The sequence below is a fragment of the Pseudarthrobacter sp. TE3704 genome (assembly GCF_056279405.1).
In genome coordinates this window covers 55,634-74,649 of record NZ_JBWCCJ010000006.1, presented here as the reverse complement: position 1 = coordinate 74,649, position 19,016 = coordinate 55,634, and the positions used below count along the sequence as shown (strand labels likewise).

Annotated in this window: 18 protein-coding genes; 14 read left to right on the top strand and 4 right to left on the bottom strand. The window is 66.9% G+C overall.

From position 1 onward, the window contains the following. Positions 1 to 48: 48 nt before the first annotated feature. The 3 genes from ACZ9BC_RS16510 to moaA all read right to left on the bottom strand — a co-directional run bounded on the left by ACZ9BC_RS16510 (position 49) and on the right by moaA (position 3,586). Entirely contained in the window at positions 49 to 1,923 is a 1,875-nt protein-coding gene (locus tag ACZ9BC_RS16510; RefSeq protein WP_476246870.1) for an HNH endonuclease signature motif containing protein, read from the bottom strand. A gap of 274 nt (positions 1,924 to 2,197) precedes the next feature. Then, the gene (locus ACZ9BC_RS16505; RefSeq protein WP_115525037.1) at positions 2,198 to 2,464 is read right to left on the bottom strand and encodes a MoaD/ThiS family protein; all 267 of its coding nucleotides are present in this window, start codon (positions 2,462 to 2,464) and stop codon (positions 2,198 to 2,200) included. Between the two features lie 6 nt (positions 2,465 to 2,470). Then, positions 2,471 to 3,586, bottom strand: a complete 1,116-nt coding sequence (moaA, locus tag ACZ9BC_RS16500; RefSeq protein WP_476246869.1) for a GTP 3',8-cyclase MoaA — start codon at positions 3,584 to 3,586, stop codon at positions 2,471 to 2,473. Positions 3,587 to 3,899: 313 nt separating this feature from the next. Here moaA and ACZ9BC_RS16495 point away from each other — a divergent pair, with 313 nt between their 5' ends. The 7 genes from ACZ9BC_RS16495 to ACZ9BC_RS16465 all read left to right on the top strand — a co-directional run bounded on the left by ACZ9BC_RS16495 (position 3,900) and on the right by ACZ9BC_RS16465 (position 9,417). Continuing rightward, the gene (locus tag ACZ9BC_RS16495; protein WP_476247048.1) at positions 3,900 to 5,330 is read left to right on the top strand and encodes a molybdopterin-dependent oxidoreductase; all 1,431 of its coding nucleotides are present in this window, start codon (positions 3,900 to 3,902) and stop codon (positions 5,328 to 5,330) included. Between the two features lie 23 nt (positions 5,331 to 5,353). Continuing rightward, a complete protein-coding gene (locus ACZ9BC_RS16490; protein ID WP_476246868.1) occupies positions 5,354 to 6,619 on the top strand; it encodes a molybdopterin molybdotransferase MoeA in 1,266 nt (421 codons plus the stop codon). Next, the gene (gene moaC / locus ACZ9BC_RS16485; protein WP_476246867.1) at positions 6,607 to 7,101 is read left to right on the top strand and encodes a cyclic pyranopterin monophosphate synthase MoaC; all 495 of its coding nucleotides are present in this window, start codon (positions 6,607 to 6,609) and stop codon (positions 7,099 to 7,101) included. Before ACZ9BC_RS16490 ends, moaC begins: the two co-directional genes overlap by 13 nt. Then, positions 7,098 to 7,637 (top strand): MogA/MoaB family molybdenum cofactor biosynthesis protein, encoded by a 540-nt coding sequence (locus ACZ9BC_RS16480; protein ID WP_476246866.1) that lies wholly within the window; start codon positions 7,098 to 7,100, stop codon positions 7,635 to 7,637. Before moaC ends, ACZ9BC_RS16480 begins: the two co-directional genes overlap by 4 nt. After that, the gene (locus ACZ9BC_RS16475; RefSeq protein ID WP_275729464.1) at positions 7,627 to 8,094 is read left to right on the top strand and encodes a molybdenum cofactor biosynthesis protein MoaE; all 468 of its coding nucleotides are present in this window, start codon (positions 7,627 to 7,629) and stop codon (positions 8,092 to 8,094) included. Before ACZ9BC_RS16480 ends, ACZ9BC_RS16475 begins: the two co-directional genes overlap by 11 nt. Positions 8,095 to 8,163: 69 nt before the next feature. Beyond that, the gene (gene dapB, locus ACZ9BC_RS16470) at positions 8,164 to 8,934 is read left to right on the top strand and encodes a 4-hydroxy-tetrahydrodipicolinate reductase (RefSeq protein ID WP_476246865.1); all 771 of its coding nucleotides are present in this window, start codon (positions 8,164 to 8,166) and stop codon (positions 8,932 to 8,934) included. Positions 8,935 to 8,937: 3 nt separating this feature from the next. Beyond that, the gene (locus tag ACZ9BC_RS16465) at positions 8,938 to 9,417 is read left to right on the top strand and encodes a hypothetical protein (protein ID WP_275729461.1); all 480 of its coding nucleotides are present in this window, start codon (positions 8,938 to 8,940) and stop codon (positions 9,415 to 9,417) included. Between the two features lie 36 nt (positions 9,418 to 9,453). Here ACZ9BC_RS16465 and ACZ9BC_RS16460 read toward each other — a convergent pair whose 3' ends face one another. Next, a complete protein-coding gene (locus tag ACZ9BC_RS16460; protein WP_476246864.1) occupies positions 9,454 to 10,689 on the bottom strand; it encodes a heparan-alpha-glucosaminide N-acetyltransferase domain-containing protein in 1,236 nt (411 codons plus the stop codon). Between the two features lie 125 nt (positions 10,690 to 10,814). Between ACZ9BC_RS16460 and ACZ9BC_RS16455 the strand changes: the two genes are divergently transcribed. The 7 genes from ACZ9BC_RS16455 (at position 10,815) to ACZ9BC_RS16425 (ending at position 18,988) form a co-directional block, all read left to right on the top strand. Continuing rightward, positions 10,815 to 11,189, top strand: a complete 375-nt coding sequence (locus ACZ9BC_RS16455) for a hypothetical protein (RefSeq protein WP_476246863.1) — start codon at positions 10,815 to 10,817, stop codon at positions 11,187 to 11,189. Positions 11,190 to 11,209: 20 nt separating this feature from the next. Continuing rightward, positions 11,210 to 12,052 carry a carbon-nitrogen hydrolase family protein gene (locus ACZ9BC_RS16450; protein ID WP_476246862.1) on the top strand — a complete coding sequence of 281 codons (843 nt, stop codon included), beginning with the start codon at positions 11,210 to 11,212 and terminating at the stop codon, positions 12,050 to 12,052. Positions 12,053 to 12,115: 63 nt separating this feature from the next. Continuing rightward, entirely contained in the window at positions 12,116 to 13,024 is a 909-nt protein-coding gene (gene dapA, locus ACZ9BC_RS16445) for a 4-hydroxy-tetrahydrodipicolinate synthase (protein ID WP_079595486.1), read from the top strand. 41 nt (positions 13,025 to 13,065) lie between these two features. After that, entirely contained in the window at positions 13,066 to 14,757 is a 1,692-nt protein-coding gene (locus ACZ9BC_RS16440) for a ribonuclease J (protein ID WP_476246861.1), read from the top strand. Between the two features lie 167 nt (positions 14,758 to 14,924). Further along, complete coding sequence (locus tag ACZ9BC_RS16435; RefSeq protein WP_476246860.1) at positions 14,925 to 17,843, top strand: FtsK/SpoIIIE family DNA translocase; 2,919 nt, start codon at positions 14,925 to 14,927, stop codon at positions 17,841 to 17,843. Positions 17,844 to 17,867: 24 nt separating this feature from the next. Further along, the gene (gene pgsA / locus ACZ9BC_RS16430) at positions 17,868 to 18,512 is read left to right on the top strand and encodes a CDP-diacylglycerol--glycerol-3-phosphate 3-phosphatidyltransferase (protein ID WP_079595483.1); all 645 of its coding nucleotides are present in this window, start codon (positions 17,868 to 17,870) and stop codon (positions 18,510 to 18,512) included. Then, on the top strand, positions 18,509 to 18,988 hold the full coding sequence (locus ACZ9BC_RS16425) for a CinA family protein (protein WP_115525026.1): 480 nt from the start codon (positions 18,509 to 18,511) through the stop codon (positions 18,986 to 18,988). Before pgsA ends, ACZ9BC_RS16425 begins: the two co-directional genes overlap by 4 nt. Positions 18,989 to 19,016 lie beyond the last annotated feature (28 nt).

Sequence of the window (19,016 nt, the reverse complement as noted above, 5' to 3'; positions counted from 1 at the left end):
GAGGACACTTTCTGATGAGCTAGGCGCCTGGTTCATGCCAGTACAAATTCACGTCAGGAGCGGAATACAGTTCCCCACGTCCCAGTTTTCCAGGGCCATGTCCTTTTGTGGGTCCAGTGGCAGGACGATGGGCGTGGCGTAGAAGTCGTCCCACGCGGGGTCGTAGGGTGCGATGTCGTCGGCGTCGATGAGGTTGTTGTCTTCTGGTTCTTCACAGGGTGGTTCCAGCAGATGCGGCACGTTGTTCATTTCCTGAACCAGTATGTTGTCCGGCCAGATGGTTTGTTCCCGGTCGGGTTGTTCGCTGGTGTAGTGGCGGCCGGTGGGTGACGTCCAGCCTGGTGGTTTGGTTCTTGTTGCTTCTGTGGGTGTCCAGCCGCTGTTGTGTTTGAGGCGGTGGTGCTTTGGGCAGAGTTGTGCCAGGTTGCTGATGCCGGTTGTTCCGCCGTGTTGCCAGGCGGTGAGGTGGTCGGTGTCGTTGTCCAGGGCGTTGTTGTTGCAGCCGGGGAAGGTGCATTTGCCGTCCCTGAGGGCCATGGCTTGTCGCATTGCTTTGGTGATCCGGTAGCTGGTGCGGCCTATTTCGAGGGGTGCTCCGTCGCGTGGGTCGATGAGGACGCGGGTGAAGGAATCTGCGCCTTCTGTGAGGAGTTTGCGGGCCATGGACGCGGGGATGGGGCCGTAACCGTCGAGGTTGGCGGGTTCGTCGGTTTGGCCGATCAGGGCGTACACGGGGACGGTGACGATGACGTCCGTCCGCGGGGTCGGAATCTTCCCGACTTCCGGGTCGCCGAAAAACGCGCTGGTTGCGGGATCGCTAAGGCTCGTGGTTCCGTGGTCGCCGGCGCTGCTCGCCTCCATGGACGCCGCTGCCAGGGCGTCGGGGATGCCGAGGTCTGCTGCTGGTTCGTCGGACCCATCGAGCGTGGCAAGCCCGATGAACCCTTCGGGGAGTTGTTGGACAGCCGCACCGTTGTCATGGGAGGCCTGCCCGGGGATGCGGATGCCGGTGTGGCAGGCGCCCGCGCTGTTGCTATCCGGGATCCTGTCGTCCGCCCCGCTGGCCCCCGCGGTGCGGCCCGCCGCCCTGGCGGTGGTGCCGGTGCCGAGGATGCGGCGGGTGAACTCGTCAGCTTTAATCTGAGTAAGGGTTCGGGTTTCGTTGGGGCCTTGCAGGCCGCGGGCGATGGCCGTGGTTTTGTTCCAGGCCGCCAACGCGGAATCGGCCGGGAGGTAGGCCGAGATCCACGCCATGCCGTCCCGGTCAGGGGTGAATTCGACCCGCCGGTCCGCAACACCCTTGGCGTGCCGTTTCTCGATTGACTCCGGATGATGCCGTTCCCGCCAAGCCCGTACCTTTGACCTCAACCGTGAAGGCACCAGCTGCCCAGCCGGACAGCCCCGCGCAGGATTCGGCGCATCCGGGTCCAAAAAATGATCCGCCAAGGCCACAGCGCCGGCGTGGTCCAGGTTCTCGGTTTCGTCGGCGATGACCCGGGCGTGCTGCCATGAGAGGGACCCGGTGGACAGCGCCTCAAAGGCGGTAGGCAGCGAGCACACCCGACGGGACTGGGCCAGGAACGCGGCCGCTGCCCCGGAGCTGACGGTCAGGATCCCGGCGATTTCTTCCACTGCCGATATTTCCGCGTAGGTGCGGTCGTGGGTGGAGGCGCCGGGCGGCGTCATGGCCTGCTGCAGGTCGAGGCACTGGACGGCATCGCGGGCCTTGAGCGCGGCGACCTGCGCCTCGAGTCGCTTTTCCAGGCCCAGCCGCTCCAACCGGTTCCGGTAGAACCGGTCCAGCAGATCAATGCTGTCGCCGCCATCAGCCCCCAGTGAAGCAGCCGCAAGGGCTTCCTCTTCAAGGAACAGCGCGTTGATGGCAGCCGTGGTGGCAAAAATACCCTCCATTGGTGCTGCCATGACCGCGCCGTTTCCCATAGAAGAATCATCGCGGGAGGCACTGACAATTTGTGGTGGAGCAGCTGCGACGGCAGGAAACAGCGCTGTCCCGTCAGCTCCGGAGCCCCCGCCGTTTCCCATACAAGAATCATCGCGGGAGGCACTGACATTCTGGCCGCCAGCACTCCGTCGGGCGGATCCGCGGCATGACCAAGGGGCGGATATGCCACGAGCCGCTGGGAAATCGAGCCGCTACGAAAACCGCCCACTATAGAAATACGGCGCGGTGAGGGCTTTATCCGCCAGCGAACGGAGGCAGCACGTCAACCACATCATCGGGTCCCACAACGGTTGACTGGTCGCGCACCGCCACCTCGTTGAGCAGGAAGCTGCTGCGCGACAGGATGCGGGCCAGCGGGGGAGTGCCGGCAGGCGGTTCGGGGCGCTCCACGGACAGGACGGCTTCGAGCAGCTCCGCCACGGTAGCGCCTTCCGGCAGGTCGAACTTTTCTTCCTCAACACCCGCAGCAGCGCGCGCGGCAGCGAAGTAACGTACGTTCATCACAATTCAGCCCCCGATGGCGCTCATGCTGCGGTCCGGCTGGACGAAGTCCGGAGCGTCAAGTCCCACATGGTCCATGCCGTGGGCCTTTGGTTTGATCCACATGGCATCCTGCCACCGCCGTGCCAGGTCATCGTCGCCGGCACCTGACCGCAGGAGGCCCAGGAGATCGAATTCTTCCCGAGAGAACAGGCAGCTCATGATCTTGCCCTCGGCGGTAATCCGGGTGCGGCGGCAGTCCGAGCAGAACGGCTCCGTCACTGAGGCAATAATTCCTACGGTTCCCAGCACCGGACCGGTGGAATCAGCAGTCCCGGCCACCCGGCGTCGTACTTCAAAGCGTTCGGCAGGGGCGCCGTCACGGGCCCGGGGATCAGGGGTGAGGACGAAGTCGGCGGACAGCAGGCCGCGGATCTCCGCCGCCGTGATCATGTTGCGCCGCGTCCAGCCGTGGTCGGCGTCCAGCGGCATCTGTTCGATGAAGCGCAGCTCGTACCCGCGCCCCAGCGCCCAGGCGAGCAGCGACGGCGCTTCGGCATCATTGATGCCCCTCATCAGCACGGCATTGAGCTTGACCGGGCCCAGCCCGGCCTCCCATGCGGCATCCACGCCGGCCAGGACCTGGTCCAGGAACGGCCGGCGCGTCAGTTTGGTGAAAGTTTCCTCGTGCAGGGAGTCCAGCGACACGTTGATGCGCGTCAGCCCGGCAGCCTTCAGTGGGGCAGCCTTCTTCGCCAGGCCCACAGCGTTAGTTGTCATCGAGATGGGCAGGGCGGGATGGTTCTGACGCAGCTCCGTGATGATGTCCACCAAGTCGTGCCGGACCAGCGGTTCACCGCCGGTAAGCCGCAGTTCGCGGACGCCGAGGTGGTCCACACCGATCCGGACAATCCGGACGATCTCGTCGGCTGTCATGACGGCCTGCTTCGCGAGCCATTCCAGCCCTTCCGCCGGCATGCAGTAGGTGCAGCGGAGGTTGCATTTGTCCGTGAGGGACAGCCGCATGTCGGTAGCACGGCGGCCGTACCGGTCCACAAGCCCGGCGCCGGCATCCGCCGGGCGGGCAGCCGGGACCGACCGGCCATCCTCCCGGGGCTGCGGCATTCCTAGCTGGACAGTCATGAATTCAGGCTACGCCACGATAGGCCGTAGATCACACCGATGACCACGGAGTGGGCTGCAGGCAGAATCCCCTGCGGCCAGCGCTGTCCGCCAGCTGCGAACCTATGCTGGAGGTGTGAACAGCTCCCAGCCACAGCAGGAAACGCACGACGGCGGCACGGGCCTTGGGGAGCGCGCCGGCAGCCACCGGCCGCAAGAGTTAACGCAACGCTCCCGGCGCCGCTTTGCGGGGGCCGCCGGTGCTGTCACGGTGGGTGCCGCGGTGGTGGCAGCGGAGCTCCTGGCGGGATTGTTCAGCCCCTCAATCTCACCGATGACGGCGGTGGGCGGCGCCGTCATCGACGCTGTCCCGCCCGGAGTCAAGGATTGGGCCGTGGCCCTGTTCGGGACGGCGGACAAGGTTGCCCTCCTGGTGGGCATGGGGCTGGTCATCGCAGCCCTGGCCGCACTGGCCGGAGCTGCGGAAGACCGGCGTCGCTACGCCGGTGTGGCTATGGTTGGCGTGTTCGGGCTGGTGGGAGTGGCGGCGGTCGCTACACGTGCCCAGCTGACGCCCGTAGCCCTGGCCTTGCCGATCGTTACCGCGATCGTTGCTGCACTTCTGCTGGGATACCTGATCCGCAGGCTGCAGGAGTGGGCCGGCCGGGCGCCCGACAGCGCCGTTGCCCCCGGCCCCGCACGCCGGCGCTTCCTGCAAAACCTGGCCGGAGGTGCGGCAGCCACGGTGATCGGCGGAATCGTGGCAGGTATGTGGCGCGGCGCCACTGCCGGTGTCAGCGAAGCGAGGGAACGTGTGAAGCTTCCGAGGGCCGCATCGCCGGCGCCGCCCATTCCTGCCGGAGCTGAAGCCTGGGTGGACGGGATGCAGCCATTGGTCACCCCCAACCGCGACTTCTACCGCATCGACACCGCCTTGTCCGTGCCGGCGGTCAATCCCGACACCTGGGTCCTGAAAGTCACCGGCATGGTGGACCGCGAGATTGAGCTGGACCTCGCCGGGCTCCTGGCCAAACCCCTGATCGAACGCCATGTGACCATCGCCTGCGTGTCCAACACGGTGGGAGGGGACCTGATCGGCAACGCCCGCTGGCTGGGCTGGCCCGTCCGCGAACTGCTGGCCCTGGCAGGCCCGCAGCCAGGCGCCGACATGGTGCTTTCGCGCAGCACCGACGGCTGGACTGCCGGTACCCCGCTGGACGTGCTCACCGACAGCAGGGACGCCCTGCTGGCCGTGGGCATGAACGGCGAACCGCTGCCGCTCGAACACGGTTTTCCCGTCCGCCTGGTGGTGCCGGGGCTGTACGGGTACGTCTCCGCGACAAAGTGGGTCACCGAACTCAAAGTCACCAGGTTCGCCGATGATGCCGCCTACTGGACACCCCGGGGCTGGTCCGAGCGGGGGCCCATCAAGATGTCGTCCAGGATCGATGTGCCACGGAGCGGGCGGTCCGTGGTGGCGGGGACCGTCATGTTCGGCGGCGTCGCCTGGGCGCAGCATACGGGCATCGGAAAAGTGGAGCTTCGCATCAACCGCGGGCCGTGGCGGGAAGCCGACCTTGCCCCCGGTATTTCCGTGGACACCTGGTACCAATGGAAGCTCGGCATTGACCTGACCCCCGGGCAGTACGAAGTCCAGGTCCGTGCCACCGACCTTCGCGGCACAGCGCAGGACGAGCAAGCAAGGCCGGTCGCGCCGGACGGAGCCACGGGGTTCCACACCGTTAGAGTGGACGTGAAATCCTGACGGCCGCAACCGAAGGCGTACCTATGACCAGCCCGCACCCGCACGGACACCTCCATGAAGCAGTGCACCGGGACGCGGCCCACCGGGCCCGGTCCATCGCCGACCACCTCGCAGCCGTCACAGAACTCCTCCGCCCCCTGGGAGCACAGGCACGCACCGAGGTCCTGCCCCTGTCCCAAGCCCTGGGCAGGGGCCTGGCGCACGGAGTCCTGGCGCCGGTGAGCCTCCCGCCCTTCGCCAATTCCCAGATGGACGGTTACGCCGTCCGGTGCAGCGACGTGCCCGACGGCGGCACAGAGTTGCGTGTCGCAGCGCCCGTCCCGGCCGGGGCCGGGGCAGTCGCGCTGGCACCGGGAATGGCGGCCCCCATCATGACAGGTGCCATGATCCCGGCGGGGGCTGACGCCGTCGTACCTATTGAACGGGCCGTTCCGGACCGCTTCCTTGCCCCCGGGGAGGAAGCGGCGGTGAAGCTGCCGGCCACGGAACCGGGAACATTTGTCCGTGCGGCCGGAAGCGACATCGCTGCGGGGGAGCGGGCACTGGCTGCCCGCACGTTCCTGGGCCCGGCCCAGCTGGGGCTGCTCGCCGCCCTCGGCATCCCGGAGGTGACGGTGTACCAAACCGTCAGCGTGCTACTGGTGACCACGGGGGACGAGGTGGTGGAACCGGGCCTGGAACTGTCCGCCGGCAAGATCTATGACGCGAACGGGACGCTCCTGGAAACAGCCATGAAGCAGGCTGGCCTGCGGGTCCTGCGCGCCGGGATTTCCACCGACAACCCCGAAGAGCTGCAGAACCTGCTGCGGAGCCAGGGCATGGGCGCAGACCTGATTGTCACCACGGGCGGGGTGAGCAAGGGCGCGTACGAAGTGGTGCGGCAGGCGATGGCGGACCAGCCGGTCGAGTTCCTGCATGTGGCCATGCAGCCCGGCGGACCGCAGGGGATCGGGACCTTCGACGGCATCCCGTTCCTTGGCTTCCCGGGAAACCCCGTCAGCTGCCTCGTCTCCTTCGAAATGTTCTTCCGCCCCGCACTCTCGGCGCTGCTCGGCGCACCGGCACCACGGCTGCCTCTCCGCGCCCGGCTCCGCCACGCGCTCACGTCCCCGGAACACAAGCACCAGGTGCGGCGCGGCAGCCTCCAGCCGGACGGCACAGTGCAGCTGGAAGGTGGCGAAAGCTCGCACCTCATGCACGCCCTGGCCGGATCCAACGCACTGGTCCATGTACCCGAAGGAGTATCCGCGCTCGCCGCCGGTGATGAGGTGGAAGTATGGATGCTGTGAATTCAGAACAGACCCCCGCCGCGCTGACGCACCTGCGCCAGGACGGCAGCGCCCAGATGGTGGACGTTTCCGCCAAGGCAGAGACCACCCGCGAGGCCACGGCCACCGCCACCGTCCGGACCACGCCGGAGGTGATGGCCCTCCTCGGTTCCGGCGGCCTTCCCAAGGGAGACGCCTTGGCCGTCGCGCGGGTGGCCGGCATCATGGCGGCCAAAAAGACCCCGGAGCTGATCCCGCTGTGCCATCCGCTGCCGCTGTCCAAAGTGACCGTGGACTTCGAGTTGGCGGGGGACTTCGTCGCCATCCTGGCAACCGTGAAAACCCGTGGCGTCACTGGTGTGGAAATGGAAGCACTCACCGCCGCGTCCGTGGCCGCCCTGAGTGTGTACGACATGATCAAGGCCGTGGACAAGCACGCGGTCCTTACCGACATCAAGGTGCTGGCCAAGAGCGGCGGCAAGAGCGGAGACTGGGCACTGTGACCACCCCGAGCATCCCCACGACGCATCGTGCCCCCGAGCCGCACCGGCACGGAGACGTGCAGGGCCGGAAAGCCGGAGTGGTCATCGCGTCCACCCGGGCGGCCGCAGGGATTTACGACGACGAAACCGGCCCCGTGATCACCGACTGGCTGACGGAACACGGCTTTGACGTGTTCCCGGCGATGGTGGTCCCGGACGGCGAGCCCGTGGGGGCCGCCATCCGGGCGCTGCTGACCCAGCGTCCCGCCGTCGTGATCACCAGCGGCGGCACGGGACTGAGCCCGGATGACCGCACACCGGATGTCACCCTGCCCCTGCTGGACCGGGAGATTCCCGGGATCATGGAGGCCATCAGGCGCGCCGGTGCGGCCAAAACACCGCTTGCCGCCCTAAGCCGCGGCCACGCGGGCGCCGCGGGAAGCACCTTTATTGTTAATCTCCCCGGATCACCGAAAGGGGTCATGGACGGACTAAGCGTCCTGGATCCGGTGATCGGGCACCTCTGCGACCAGCTGGAAGGCGGACATGGGCACTGAATCAGCATTCGAGGTAGTTTCTGCAGTCCTGAGTGCGGAACCCATCTCCGTGGACCAGGCCATCGCCGCCGTGGAAAGCGACACCGCCGGCGCCGTGGTCAGCTTCAGCGGCGTGGTGCGCAACCACGACGGCGGAAAGCCGGTTGACCGCCTCAGCTACAGCGCGCACCCCACGGCACACCAGGTGATGGCCGACGTCGTCGCGCGGCTCGTGGCGGAGCAGCAGGCATCCGGAACCGGAACTGACACCCCGCCGGTCCGCATCTGGGCCGCGCACCGCATTGGCATGCTGGAGATCGGCGATCCCGCCCTGGTGTGTGCCGTTTCCGCTGCCCACCGCGGCCAGGCCTTTGCCGTGTGCTCGGAACTGGTGGACCGGATCAAGGAACAGGTGCCCATCTGGAAAGAACAGTTCTTTTCAGACGGAACCGTGGAATGGGTGGGCGCGGGAAGCTGACGCTTCCTGCGAGGTAACGCACGCCGCCCGGTTCCTTGGCGTGTGCAGCACGCCGGTAGGCTTAACGCCATGACCGAACAACTTTCCGATCCCAAACTGGTGGCCGTCCTGGGCGCCAACGGACGTATGGGCGCTGAAGCCGTAAAAGCCGTTGAAGCCGCCCCCGACATGAAGCTGGTCGCAGCCTTGGGGAGGGGCGATTCGCTAGAGCAGGTGACCGCTTCCGGTGCCCAATTCCTGGTCGACCTGACCGTCCCGGAAAGCACCGAGGCGAACGTCCGCTTCGCCGTCGAACATGGCATCCACGCCGTCGTCGGAACCACGGGCTGGGACGCCGGCCGCCTGTCCGCGTTGGAAGCACTGCTGGCTGAACATCCGGAAACCGGCGTGCTGATCGCGCCGAACTTTGCCTTGGGCTCGGTGCTGGCGTCCGCGTTCGCCGCGAAAGCCTCAAAGTACTTCGAATCCGTGGAGATCATTGAGCTGCACCACCCGGACAAGGTGGACGCGCCGTCCGGCACGGCCGTCCGGACCGCGCAGTTGATCGCTGCCGAGCGCAGCGCAGCCCAGGTCCCGCCCAGCCCGGACGCCACTACCAGCGAAGTAGCCGGCGCCAGGGGCTGCGAGGTGGACGGCGTTCGGGTCCACAGCGTGCGGCTCCGCGGGCTCGTGGCACACCAGGAGGTACTCCTGGGCGGTCCCGGCGAGCAGCTGACCCTCCGCCACGATTCCTTCGACCGTGCTTCCTTTATGCCCGGCGTCCTCCTTGGCGTACGCAACGTGGCAAGCCACCCGGGCCTGACGGTGGGCCTGGACGGCTACCTGGACCTGGGGCTCTAGGCTGTGGGCAGGTTCCTCGCAGCCTTCCGGAAGAACCGCACCAAGATTTGGGTGGGGGCGGTGACGCTGCTGCTGGTCTTCTACCTGGTGGTGTCCTTCCAGCGCTCGGTTCTTCTCCTGACGGACAGCAACCTGGCCGCGCAGGCCATCGGGGCTGCCTACCTGGTGCTGCCCGTCATCGGCGCCTGGGCCCTGATCCGCGAGCTGATGTTCGGTGCCCGCACCGAACAGATGGCGAAAGTCCTGGAGGCTGAAGGCGGGCTGCCCGTAGACGAACTGCCGCGCACCCCCGCCGGACGGATCGTCCGTGCGGCTGCCGATGCCGAGTTTGAAAAGTACCGTGCGGAGGCGGAGGCTGCCCCGGACGACTGGCGTTCCTGGTTCCGGCTGAGCTGCGCCTACGATGCTGCCGGCGACCGCAAGCGGGCCAGGGCGTCCATGCGCGACGCCGTCCGGCTGTTCCAGGGCAAGGTTCCCGCCTAGTCAGGGCGGGGGTCCTGGCCTACCGGAGCGCCTGCCCTACCGGAGGGCTTTGGCTTGTCCCTTGCCCACCTGGCTGGCTGCATGCCCCAGCCATTCCAGCGGGCCGCGCCACTTCAGCAGGACGAACACCATCCCCACGATGATGGCCGTGGCTTCATGGGCGAAGTACATACCGTCCTCGGTCCACCCTGCAGGCAGCGGCTTCAGGTAGAAACCTGAAACCACCCAGACGTGGGCGGTGTACAGGGTGAGCGTCATGGCCCCGGCTCCGCGCAGAGGCAGCAACAGGTCCAGGTCCACCCACTCGGCCAGCCGGCCCAAAAGCAGGCACGCACCGATCACTGCCGCCGCCACCGCCGAGGTGTGCAGCAGGTCCAGCGTGGTTCCCGAATGCGGGGCCGCAGATGCCAGCCACCACCATGATCCTTCCTGCGGGATCCCGGTCAGGTTGACCTGCAGGACGCTGTCCAGGGGGTAACCCGGCGAATTCAGGATCGCTTCCAGGGCAGCCCTGCCGCCCCAGTTCTCCATGGCCATCACGCCCAGGGCCTTTGCCGCGACGGCCACTGCCGTTCCCGCCACCAGCAGCACCACCGGAACCAGCGCCTTGGTGAGCATCAGCCTGCCGATGACAAGCCCCACCAGCAGGTACGACAGCCACTGGAACACCGGGTAGTAACCGGTAAAGAACAGGTCGGCGAGCAGGCGGGAGGGAGTGGCCAGATCCTCCCAGGACGGGTTGTGCCCCAGCTTCAGGGGAGGCTCCGCGGCGAGCAGCCATGGCCGCAGGAGGTAGGCCAGCACCGGGGACGCCAGGATCCAGCCGGCGGCCCAGGCGCAGAGGCGTTTGATCTCCAGGCCCAGGAAGGGCAGGACGCAGAGGAACAGTACGGCGTAGTGGACCAGGATGATGGCCAGGTTCACTTCCACGCCGCCCAGGGTGAGCCCGACGGCGGCGATCACCAGGGCGCGCAAGGCCACGCCGCGCCGGGCTGCTGACAGTTCCGGACCGGCCAGGGGCTTGTGCTTCCCGGTGGACAGCGCCAATCCCACCCCCGCCAGCACCGCGAATAGGGCGGCCGCCCGACCGGAGAATGTCAGGCCGATCCATGTAGGTGTGAGATCGGCGTTCGACTCGAAGGTGGGCAGCAGGTGTGTGGCCATCATGCCCAACAGGGCAAGCCCGCGGGCAGCGTCAATACCTTGCAGCCGTGCCTGAATGGACGGTCCTGCCGTCTTCCGGGATGCTCTGGCGGGAGTGCGGGACGTCATGACCAGATAGTCTCACACCTGCCTATGAACCCTTCTGTCAAGAGCTGAAGAGCCTCGGCTGGAGGCCTCCTACGGCCGACGCGGAACTCTTGTGTTCGAATATATGTTCGAATAGGATGGACGGCATGCACACCCCATCACACGGAACCCCCGGCGCCGGACGGGACAGTTCCGAGCCCGGCAGCACCGGACTCCTGAAGGCCATGAGCCCGGGCGTCGTGGACTTCCTCTTCCGGCAGCTGGTCGCCGGACGGCCTGCAGAAGACATTCAGTGGGAACAGGAAGGCATCAGCCTGTCCTCCCAGCCCGAGGGCGCCGAACTTGCCCGCCGCCTCGCCGAAACGGACATCGACGCACTCACTCCGCTGGAGTTGTTCCACTACGTCAGGGCGGCCCAGCGGCTGGCCGACTGGGCTGAGGGCCTGAGGCAGGCCGCGGTGGGCCGGTACTGCCATGCGCCGGGGGAGGTGCCGCGTGAGGGCGGGCGCCCTGCCTCCTGATGAACTTCTAGGATGAAGTGGTGACCGAGACACTCCCTGTTGCCGTCGTCCAATATGAACCCGTCCGTTCTGACGGCGGCATCGAGCACGAGCACGTCCGGCACACATCCTTCCGGCGCGGGTCGCTGCCCGCGGGAATCCAGGAAAATGTCGCGGAGCACGTGCGTCTTATCGAGGATGCCGATGCGCACGGTTCCCGGCTGGTCCTCTTCCCCGAGCTGTCCCTGACCGGCTACCGCCTGGACCAGCTCGCGGCCGCGGACCCATGGCTGACGACCGATGACTCCCGCCTTAGCCCGATCCGTGAGATCTGCCGCCGGACGGGAATCACCGCTGTGGTGGGCGCTCCCTTCCGGGAAGCCGAAGGCACCAAGCGCCTGGCCTCGCTGGTGCTGCATCCGGACGGCAGTACCGAAACGGCATTCAAGACCCACCTGCACGGCCAGGAACGGGACCTGTTCGTACCGGGAAACGGAGCAGGCCTCGTCGAGGTGGACGGCTGGCGGATCGCCCTGGCACTGTGCTTTGATGCCGCGGTGCCAGGCCACGCTGCTGCCGCAGCCGAGGGCGGGGCGGACGTGTACTGCGTCTCCGCGCTGTACACCCGAAACGAGGAGCACCGGCTTGCCCTGCATCTCGGCGCCCGTGCCATGGACTACCGGATGTTTACGCTCCTCGCCAACCTGGGCGGCAGTACGACGGAGGGGGAGTCCTGCGGACTGAGCGGCGTGTGGAGTCCCGACGGGCTGGCCTTGGCGCGTGCGTCAGGAACGCGGACCGAAGTGGTGACCTGCCTCCTGCAGCGGAGCGTCGTGAGGAGATACCGGACCATCCGGGGCGTTTCAATGCCCGGCAACCCCTAATTTGACGTTCATCACGCCCGTGGCATTGTCCTAACCAGCCGGGGACAGGGTAACGTTTTTTCCATGGCTGACTCTTCCGCGCACATCCCTGCCCTCGGTACCCTCCTGACCGCCATGGTCACGCCGTTCACCAAGGACGGGGCCGTGGACTACGAGCAGGCAGCGGCACTGGCCACCAAACTGGTGGACGACGGCTGCGACGGCCTGGTGGTCACCGGAACCACCGGCGAGACCTCCACCCTCACGGACGAAGAGAACCTGGGCATGTTCCGGGCCGTCAAGGAAGCCGTGGGCGGACGGGCGGCCATCATCGCCGGCACCGGAACCAACGACACCGCACACTCCGTGCACCTGTCCCAGCAGGCCGCAGCCCTCGGCGTCGACGGCCTCCTGCTGGTCACCCCGTACTACAACAAGCCCAGCCAGGCAGGCGTCCGCGCCCACTTCGAAACGGTCGCCTCCGCCGTCGACGTGCCCGTCATGCTGTACGACATCCCGGGCCGCTCCTCCATCGCGATCGAACCCGACACGATGATTCGCCTGGCGCAGCACCCCAACATCGTGGCCGTCAAGGACGCCAAGGCCGACTTCGTCGCCGCCACCCGCGTCATGGCCGAAACCGACCTCCTCTTCTACTCCGGCGATGACGGACTGACCCTTCCCTGGATGGCGCTCGGCGCCGTCGGACTGGTAGGCGTCACAACGCACGTGGCCACGCGGCGCTTCCGCGAACTCATCGATGCCGTCAACGCCAACGACCTCGGAACCGCCCGGAAGATCAACTTCGAACTCCAGCCGGTAGTCCGCGCAACCATGACCCGCGTCCAGGGTGCCGTGGCGGCCAAGCAGATTCTTAAATGGCAGGGAGTCCTGCCCAACTCGATTGTCCGTTTGCCCCTCGTGGAGCCGGACGAAGCCGAGATCGAAATCATCCGCGGGGATTTGGCGGAAGCGGGGCTGGTCTACTCCTGACGGCGAAGACCGGCACCCTTCCGCCTGGAAAGTAGTGCAATATGACCCAAATCGCCCTAACCGGCCTTGTCACCCCTCCGCGCCTGCCCCAGGGCACGCTGCGGATCGTTCCGCTCGGCGGACTGGGGGAAATCGGCCGGAACATGGCTGTGTTCGAAATCGACGGCAAACTGCTGATCGTGGACTGCGGCGTCCTCTTCCCGGAGGAAACCCAGCCCGGCGTCGACCTGATCCTGCCTGATTTCTCCTATATCGAAGACCGGCTGGACGACATCGTCGCCGTCGTCCTCACGCACGGCCACGAGGACCACATCGGCGCTGTCCCGTACCTGCTGCGGCTCCGCAACGACATCCCCCTGGTGGGCTCGCAGCTGACCCTCGCCCTGATCGAGGCGAAACTGCAGGAACACCGCATCCGGCCTTACACCCTCACGGTGGAGGAAGGCCAGGTGGAGAAGTTCGGGCCGTTCGAGTGCGAGTTCGTGGCTGTCAACCACTCCATCCCGGACGCGCTGGCCGTGTTCATCCGCACCGCAGGCGGCACCGTCCTGCACACGGGCGACTTCAAGATGGACCAGTTGCCGCTTGACGGCCGCATCACCGACCTGCGGCACTTCGCCAAGCTCGGCGAAGAGGGCGTGGACCTTTTTATGTCCGACTCCACCAACGCCGACGTTCCCGGCTTCACCACCGCGGAGAAGGAAATCGGGCCCACGCTGGAACGGCTCTTCGGCCAGGCCACCAAGCGCATCATCGTGGCGTCCTTCTCCTCGCACGTCCACCGGGTCCAGCAGGTCCTGGATGCGGCGGCCAAGCACAACCGCAAGGTGGCGTTCGTGGGGCGGTCGATGGTCCGCAACATGGCCATCGCCGAGAAGCTCGGCTACCTGGATGTGCCGCCGGGGCTGATCGTGGACATCAAAAACATCGACAACCTGCCGGACAACCGCGTGGTGCTGATGTCCACCGGTTCCCAGGGCGAGCCGATGGCCGCGCTGTCCAGGATGGCCAACGGGGACCACCGGGTGGTGGTGGGAGACGGTGACACCGTCATCCTGGCCTCCAGCCTGATCCCCGGCAACGAAAACGCCGTGTTCCGGATCATCAACGGGCTCCTGAAGCTCGGCGCCGACGTGATCCACAAGGGCAACGCGAAGGTCCACGTCTCCGGCCACGCCGCGGCCGGGGAACTCCTGTACTGCTACAACATCCTGGAGCCGCTCAACGCCATGCCGGTGCACGGCGAAACCCGGCACTTGATCGCCAACGGCAAGATCGCCATCGAGTCCGGCGTTCCGGAGGCAAGCGTCATCCTTGCGGACAACGGCACGGTCATCGACCTCAAGGACCACCGCGCAGACGTGGTGGGCCAGGTTGAGGTGGGCTTCGTCTATGTGGACGGCTCCAGCGTGGGCGAAATCACCGACGCCGACCTCAAGGACCGCCGCATCCTCGGCGACGAGGGCTTCATCTCCATCATCACCGTCATCAACCGGACCACCGGCAAGGTGGTGTCCGGACCTGAAATCCACGCACGCGGCGTGGCAGAGGACGACTCGGTGTTCGACGACATCATCCCGAAGATCAACGCAGCCCTTGAGGAAGCCGTCCTCAACCACGCGGACCACACCAGCCACCAGCTCCAGCAGGTAGTCCGCCGGGTAGTTGGCACGTGGGTCAACCGGAAACTGCGCCGCCGCCCCATGATCATCCCCGTGGTGCTCGAGGCCTGACAAAAAGCGCTGCCCCCACGGCAGCGCCCTGGTGAGGTACCCGAAAGGGCCCGGTTCCTGCGGAACCGGGCCCTTCGCGTCCAAAAGGTCCACCGCGTAGCGGCCAGGCAGGACCAGCCGCCCGGAAATCCGCGGAACTCCGGCCCGGTTCCGGTAGCGTGGCTATCATGGCCACACGTACTACTTCCGCGCGCAGTGGAACAGCCAGGGGCAGCTCCGGCACTAAATCCGCCGGGTCCACAGGCCGGGGTTCCGGGTCGGCAGCAGCCAAATCCAGCAGGTCCGGGGGCTCCTCCAGTACGGCCCGCACCCGCCAGCTTCCCGCCGTCGAACACCAGCAGCCGTGGCTGCTGCGCGTGGTGGGCGGCGCCTGGCTGGCCATCGGACACCTGGTGGGCGGGGGAATCCGCCGCATCGGCCATGACGTCAGCGACCTTCCCGCTGAGGAACGGCGCGACGGTGCCGCACTGTTCAACCTTGTCCTCGGCGTCTTCATCGCCACCTTCGCCTGGTGGGGCCTGACAGGCTGGTTCCCGGATGCTGTCTACGCCGTGGTCAACGGCACCTTCGGCTGGATGTCCCTGCTGCTCCCGCTGATGCTGTTCGTCTGCGCCTTCAGGCTGTTCCGGCAGCCCTCCGACGGGCGCGGCAACAACAGGGTGGGGATCGGCTTCCTTGTCATGACATTCGCCGGCTGCGGCCTTGCCCACGTCCTGGGCGGCCAGCCCACCGTGGCCCAAGGCTTTGACGGCCTGCGCCAGGCCGGCGGAATGCTGGGCTTCCTGGCAGCCACCCCGCTCGCGGCCATCCACGCCGCCGTCCCGCTGGTTCTCTACGGACTCCTTGCCTTCGTGTCCCTGCTGATCATCACCGCCACGCCGTTCACGGCCATCCCGCGGCGGCTGCGCGGAGCCTACGAGCACCTGATGGGCATCGACCTGATGGACCACGAGCAGTCCAAGGACACACACGACCGCAGCTACCTGGAGCGCACAGCTCCCGCCGCACCCAAAAAGAAGAAGCGCCGCCTGTTCGGCAAGGACGAAGAGCCCGACGCCGGCCTGGAAGGCTACGTGGGCGACGAAGCCTTCGAGCACGCCGTCATCGACGACGACGACGACGACGATCCGCAGCCGCCGCGTCCCGCGCCCGGCGTCCGCCGGCCCACCCAGGCGGAGATCGCCGTCGAAAAGATCAAGGCGGCCCAGGGCCTCGGCGCCTCCGCGGCCGCAGCGGAGAACGCCACCGAAGCGATTCCGCTGATCACGCCCGGCATGCCCGCTCCCGGTACTCCCGCTCCGGGCCGCCCGCCGGCTTCGGCCGTACCGTCCGTGCCCTCGACGCCGGTGGCTCCCGCGCCGCCGCCCGTTCCCATCCCGCAGCGCACCGAGCAGCTGTCCCTTGCCGGCGACGTCACCTACACCCTGCCTGCTTCGGACTACCTGACGCCGGGATCCATCCCGAAGGAGCGCACCGAAGCCAATGACGCCGTCGTCGCTGCCCTGACCGACACGCTCCAGCAGTTCAACGTCGAGGCCCAGGTGACCGGCTTCAGCCGCGGCCCTACCGTCACCCGGTACGAAATCGAACTGTCGCCCGGCACCAAGGTGGAGCGGGTCACGGCACTGTCCAAGAACATCTCCTATGCCGTGGCCTCCAGCGACGTCCGGATCCTGAGCCCCATTCCGGGGAAGTCCGCCATCGGCATCGAAATCCCCAACACTGACCGCGAGACCGTCTCCCTCGGCGACGTCCTCCGCAGCCAGAACGCCCGCCGGACGGACCACCCCATGGTCATGGGCGTGGGCAAGGACGTGGAAGGCGGCTACGTCGTGGCCAACCTGGCCAAGATGCCCCACCTCCTGGTGGCCGGCGCCACCGGCGCGGGTAAGTCATCCTTCGTGAACTCCATGATCACCTCCATCCTCATGCGCGCCACCCCGGACGAGGTGCGCATGGTGATGGTGGACCCCAAGCGCGTGGAACTGACCGCCTACGAAGGCGTTCCGCACCTCATCACGCCCATTATCACCAACCCCAAGAAAGCGGCGGAGGCCCTGCAGTGGGTGGTCCGTGAGATGGATGCCCGCTACGACGACCTCGCCAACTACGGGTTCAAGCACATCGACGACTTCAACAAAGCGGTGCGCGCCGGCAAGGTCCAGCCGCCCGTGGATTCCAAGCGGGTCATCCGTCCCTACCCGTACCTGCTGGTGATCGTGGACGAACTCGCCGACCTCATGATGGTGGCGCCGCGCGACGTTGAAGACTCGATCGTCCGCATCACCCAGCTGGCCCGTGCCGCCGGCATCCACCTGGTCCTGGCCACCCAGCGGCCCTCAGTAGACGTGGTGACCGGCCTGATCAAGGCCAACGTGCCCTCCCGCATGGCGTTTGCGACGTCCTCCGTGACCGACTCCCGCGTGGTCCTCGACCAGCCCGGAGCCGAAAAACTGATTGGCCAGGGCGACGCCCTCTTCCTGCCCATGGGTGCTTCCAAGGCGATGCGCGTCCAGGGCGCCTGGGTGACGGAATCCGAAATCCACAAGGTGGTGGAGCACGTCAAGGGACAGCTCCAGGCCGTTTACCGTGACGACGTCGCCCCGGAGGCGGAAAAGAAGCAGATCGACGACGACATCGGGGACGACCTCGAGGTGCTGCTGCAGGCCACCGAACTTGTGGTCACCACCCAGTTCGGGTCCACGTCCATGCTTCAGCGCAAGCTGCGCGTCGGGTTCGCGAAGGCCGGCCGGCTCATGGACCTGCTGGAGTCCAGGGGAGTGGTGGGACCCTCCGAAGGATCGAAGGCCCGCGACGTGCTGGTGAAGCCGGATGACCTCGCTGCCGTCCTCGCAGCCATGAAGGGCCAGGAGGCTCCGGCCTCGGCGGACGCACAGACCGCCGCCCTGAGTGACAACGCCAATGCGAACATCGCCCAGGGCGGCTATGCCGAGGACCTGGTGGCGGCGGACCTGGACCAGCGGAAGCAGAACGTCGAATATTACGACGGGTCGGATACGGCACCCGGGGGCTACGGCGACGACGACGACGGGTCCGAAGACGCCTGGTCCCTCACCGGACGCTAGCCCTAAAGACGGTAGCCTAAGAACGTGACTAGCACCGATGCAACCGCCGCCGGCCCGGGCCGTGCCGGGGTCTGGAACCTCCCCAACGTCCTGACCATGCTCCGCATCGCGCTGGTGCCGTTTTTCGTCTGGTTCCTCCTGGCCGATGCGCCCGGCCTGCGCAGCGAGTCCGGGCTGTGGCGCTGGGCGGCGGTCCTGGCGTTCGCCGTCGCAATCTACACAGACAAGCTCGACGGCGACATCGCCAGGAGCCGGAACCTCGTCACGGACTTTGGCAAGATTGCCGATCCCATCGCGGACAAGCTCCTTACCGGGTCTGCCCTGGTCATGCTGTCGGTTCTGGGCGAACTGCCGTGGTGGATCACTCTGGTGATCCTGGTCCGTGAATGGGGCATCACCGGCCTGCGCTTCTTCGTCATCCGCTACGGCGTCATCCCCGCGTCCCGCGGCGGCAAGCTCAAGACCGTGGTGCAGACCGCGGCGATCTTCCTCTACCTCCTGCCGCTGGGTGCCTTCGCCCCCTGGCTGGCCTGGGTGGCGTTCGCCGTCATGATGGCTGCTGTCATCATCACCGTCTGGACCGGCGTCGAATATGTTGTTGAAGCGTTGCGCCTCCGGGCCAAGGGGAAGCTGCAGGCAAGGCCCGACCAGGGACAGGAACAGCCATGACGAACCTCCACCACCTCGCCCAGCAGGCAGTGCGGCAGGCCCTTGAGTCCGGGCGTACCGTGGGAACCGCCGAGTCGTTGACCGCGGGCATGGTGTCGGCCGTCCTGGCCGACACCCCCGGTGCTTCCGGCATGCTCCAGGGCGGCGTCGTCGCCTATCAGAATTCCGTCAAGCAATCGGTCCTGAACGTCCCGTCCGCCCTGCTGGCCAGCGTTGGATCCGTGGACGGGGACGTTGCAGGCGCCATGGCGGCCGGAGCCCGCACGGTGCTGGGCGCCGACGTTGGTCTTTCCACAACAGGGGTAGCCGGTCCGGAAGGACACGATGGGAAGCCGGTGGGCACCGTGTACATCGGCATCGCCACGGCCGCCGGCACGTCAGCCTTCGAGTATGTTTTTGACGGCAACCGGGCTGAGATCCGTGGACAGGCATGCGGGGCTGCCCTTGAACGGCTGCTCGAAGCGCTGTCGTCCTGACCGGCGTTCCGGATGCCCTTGTCCCGGC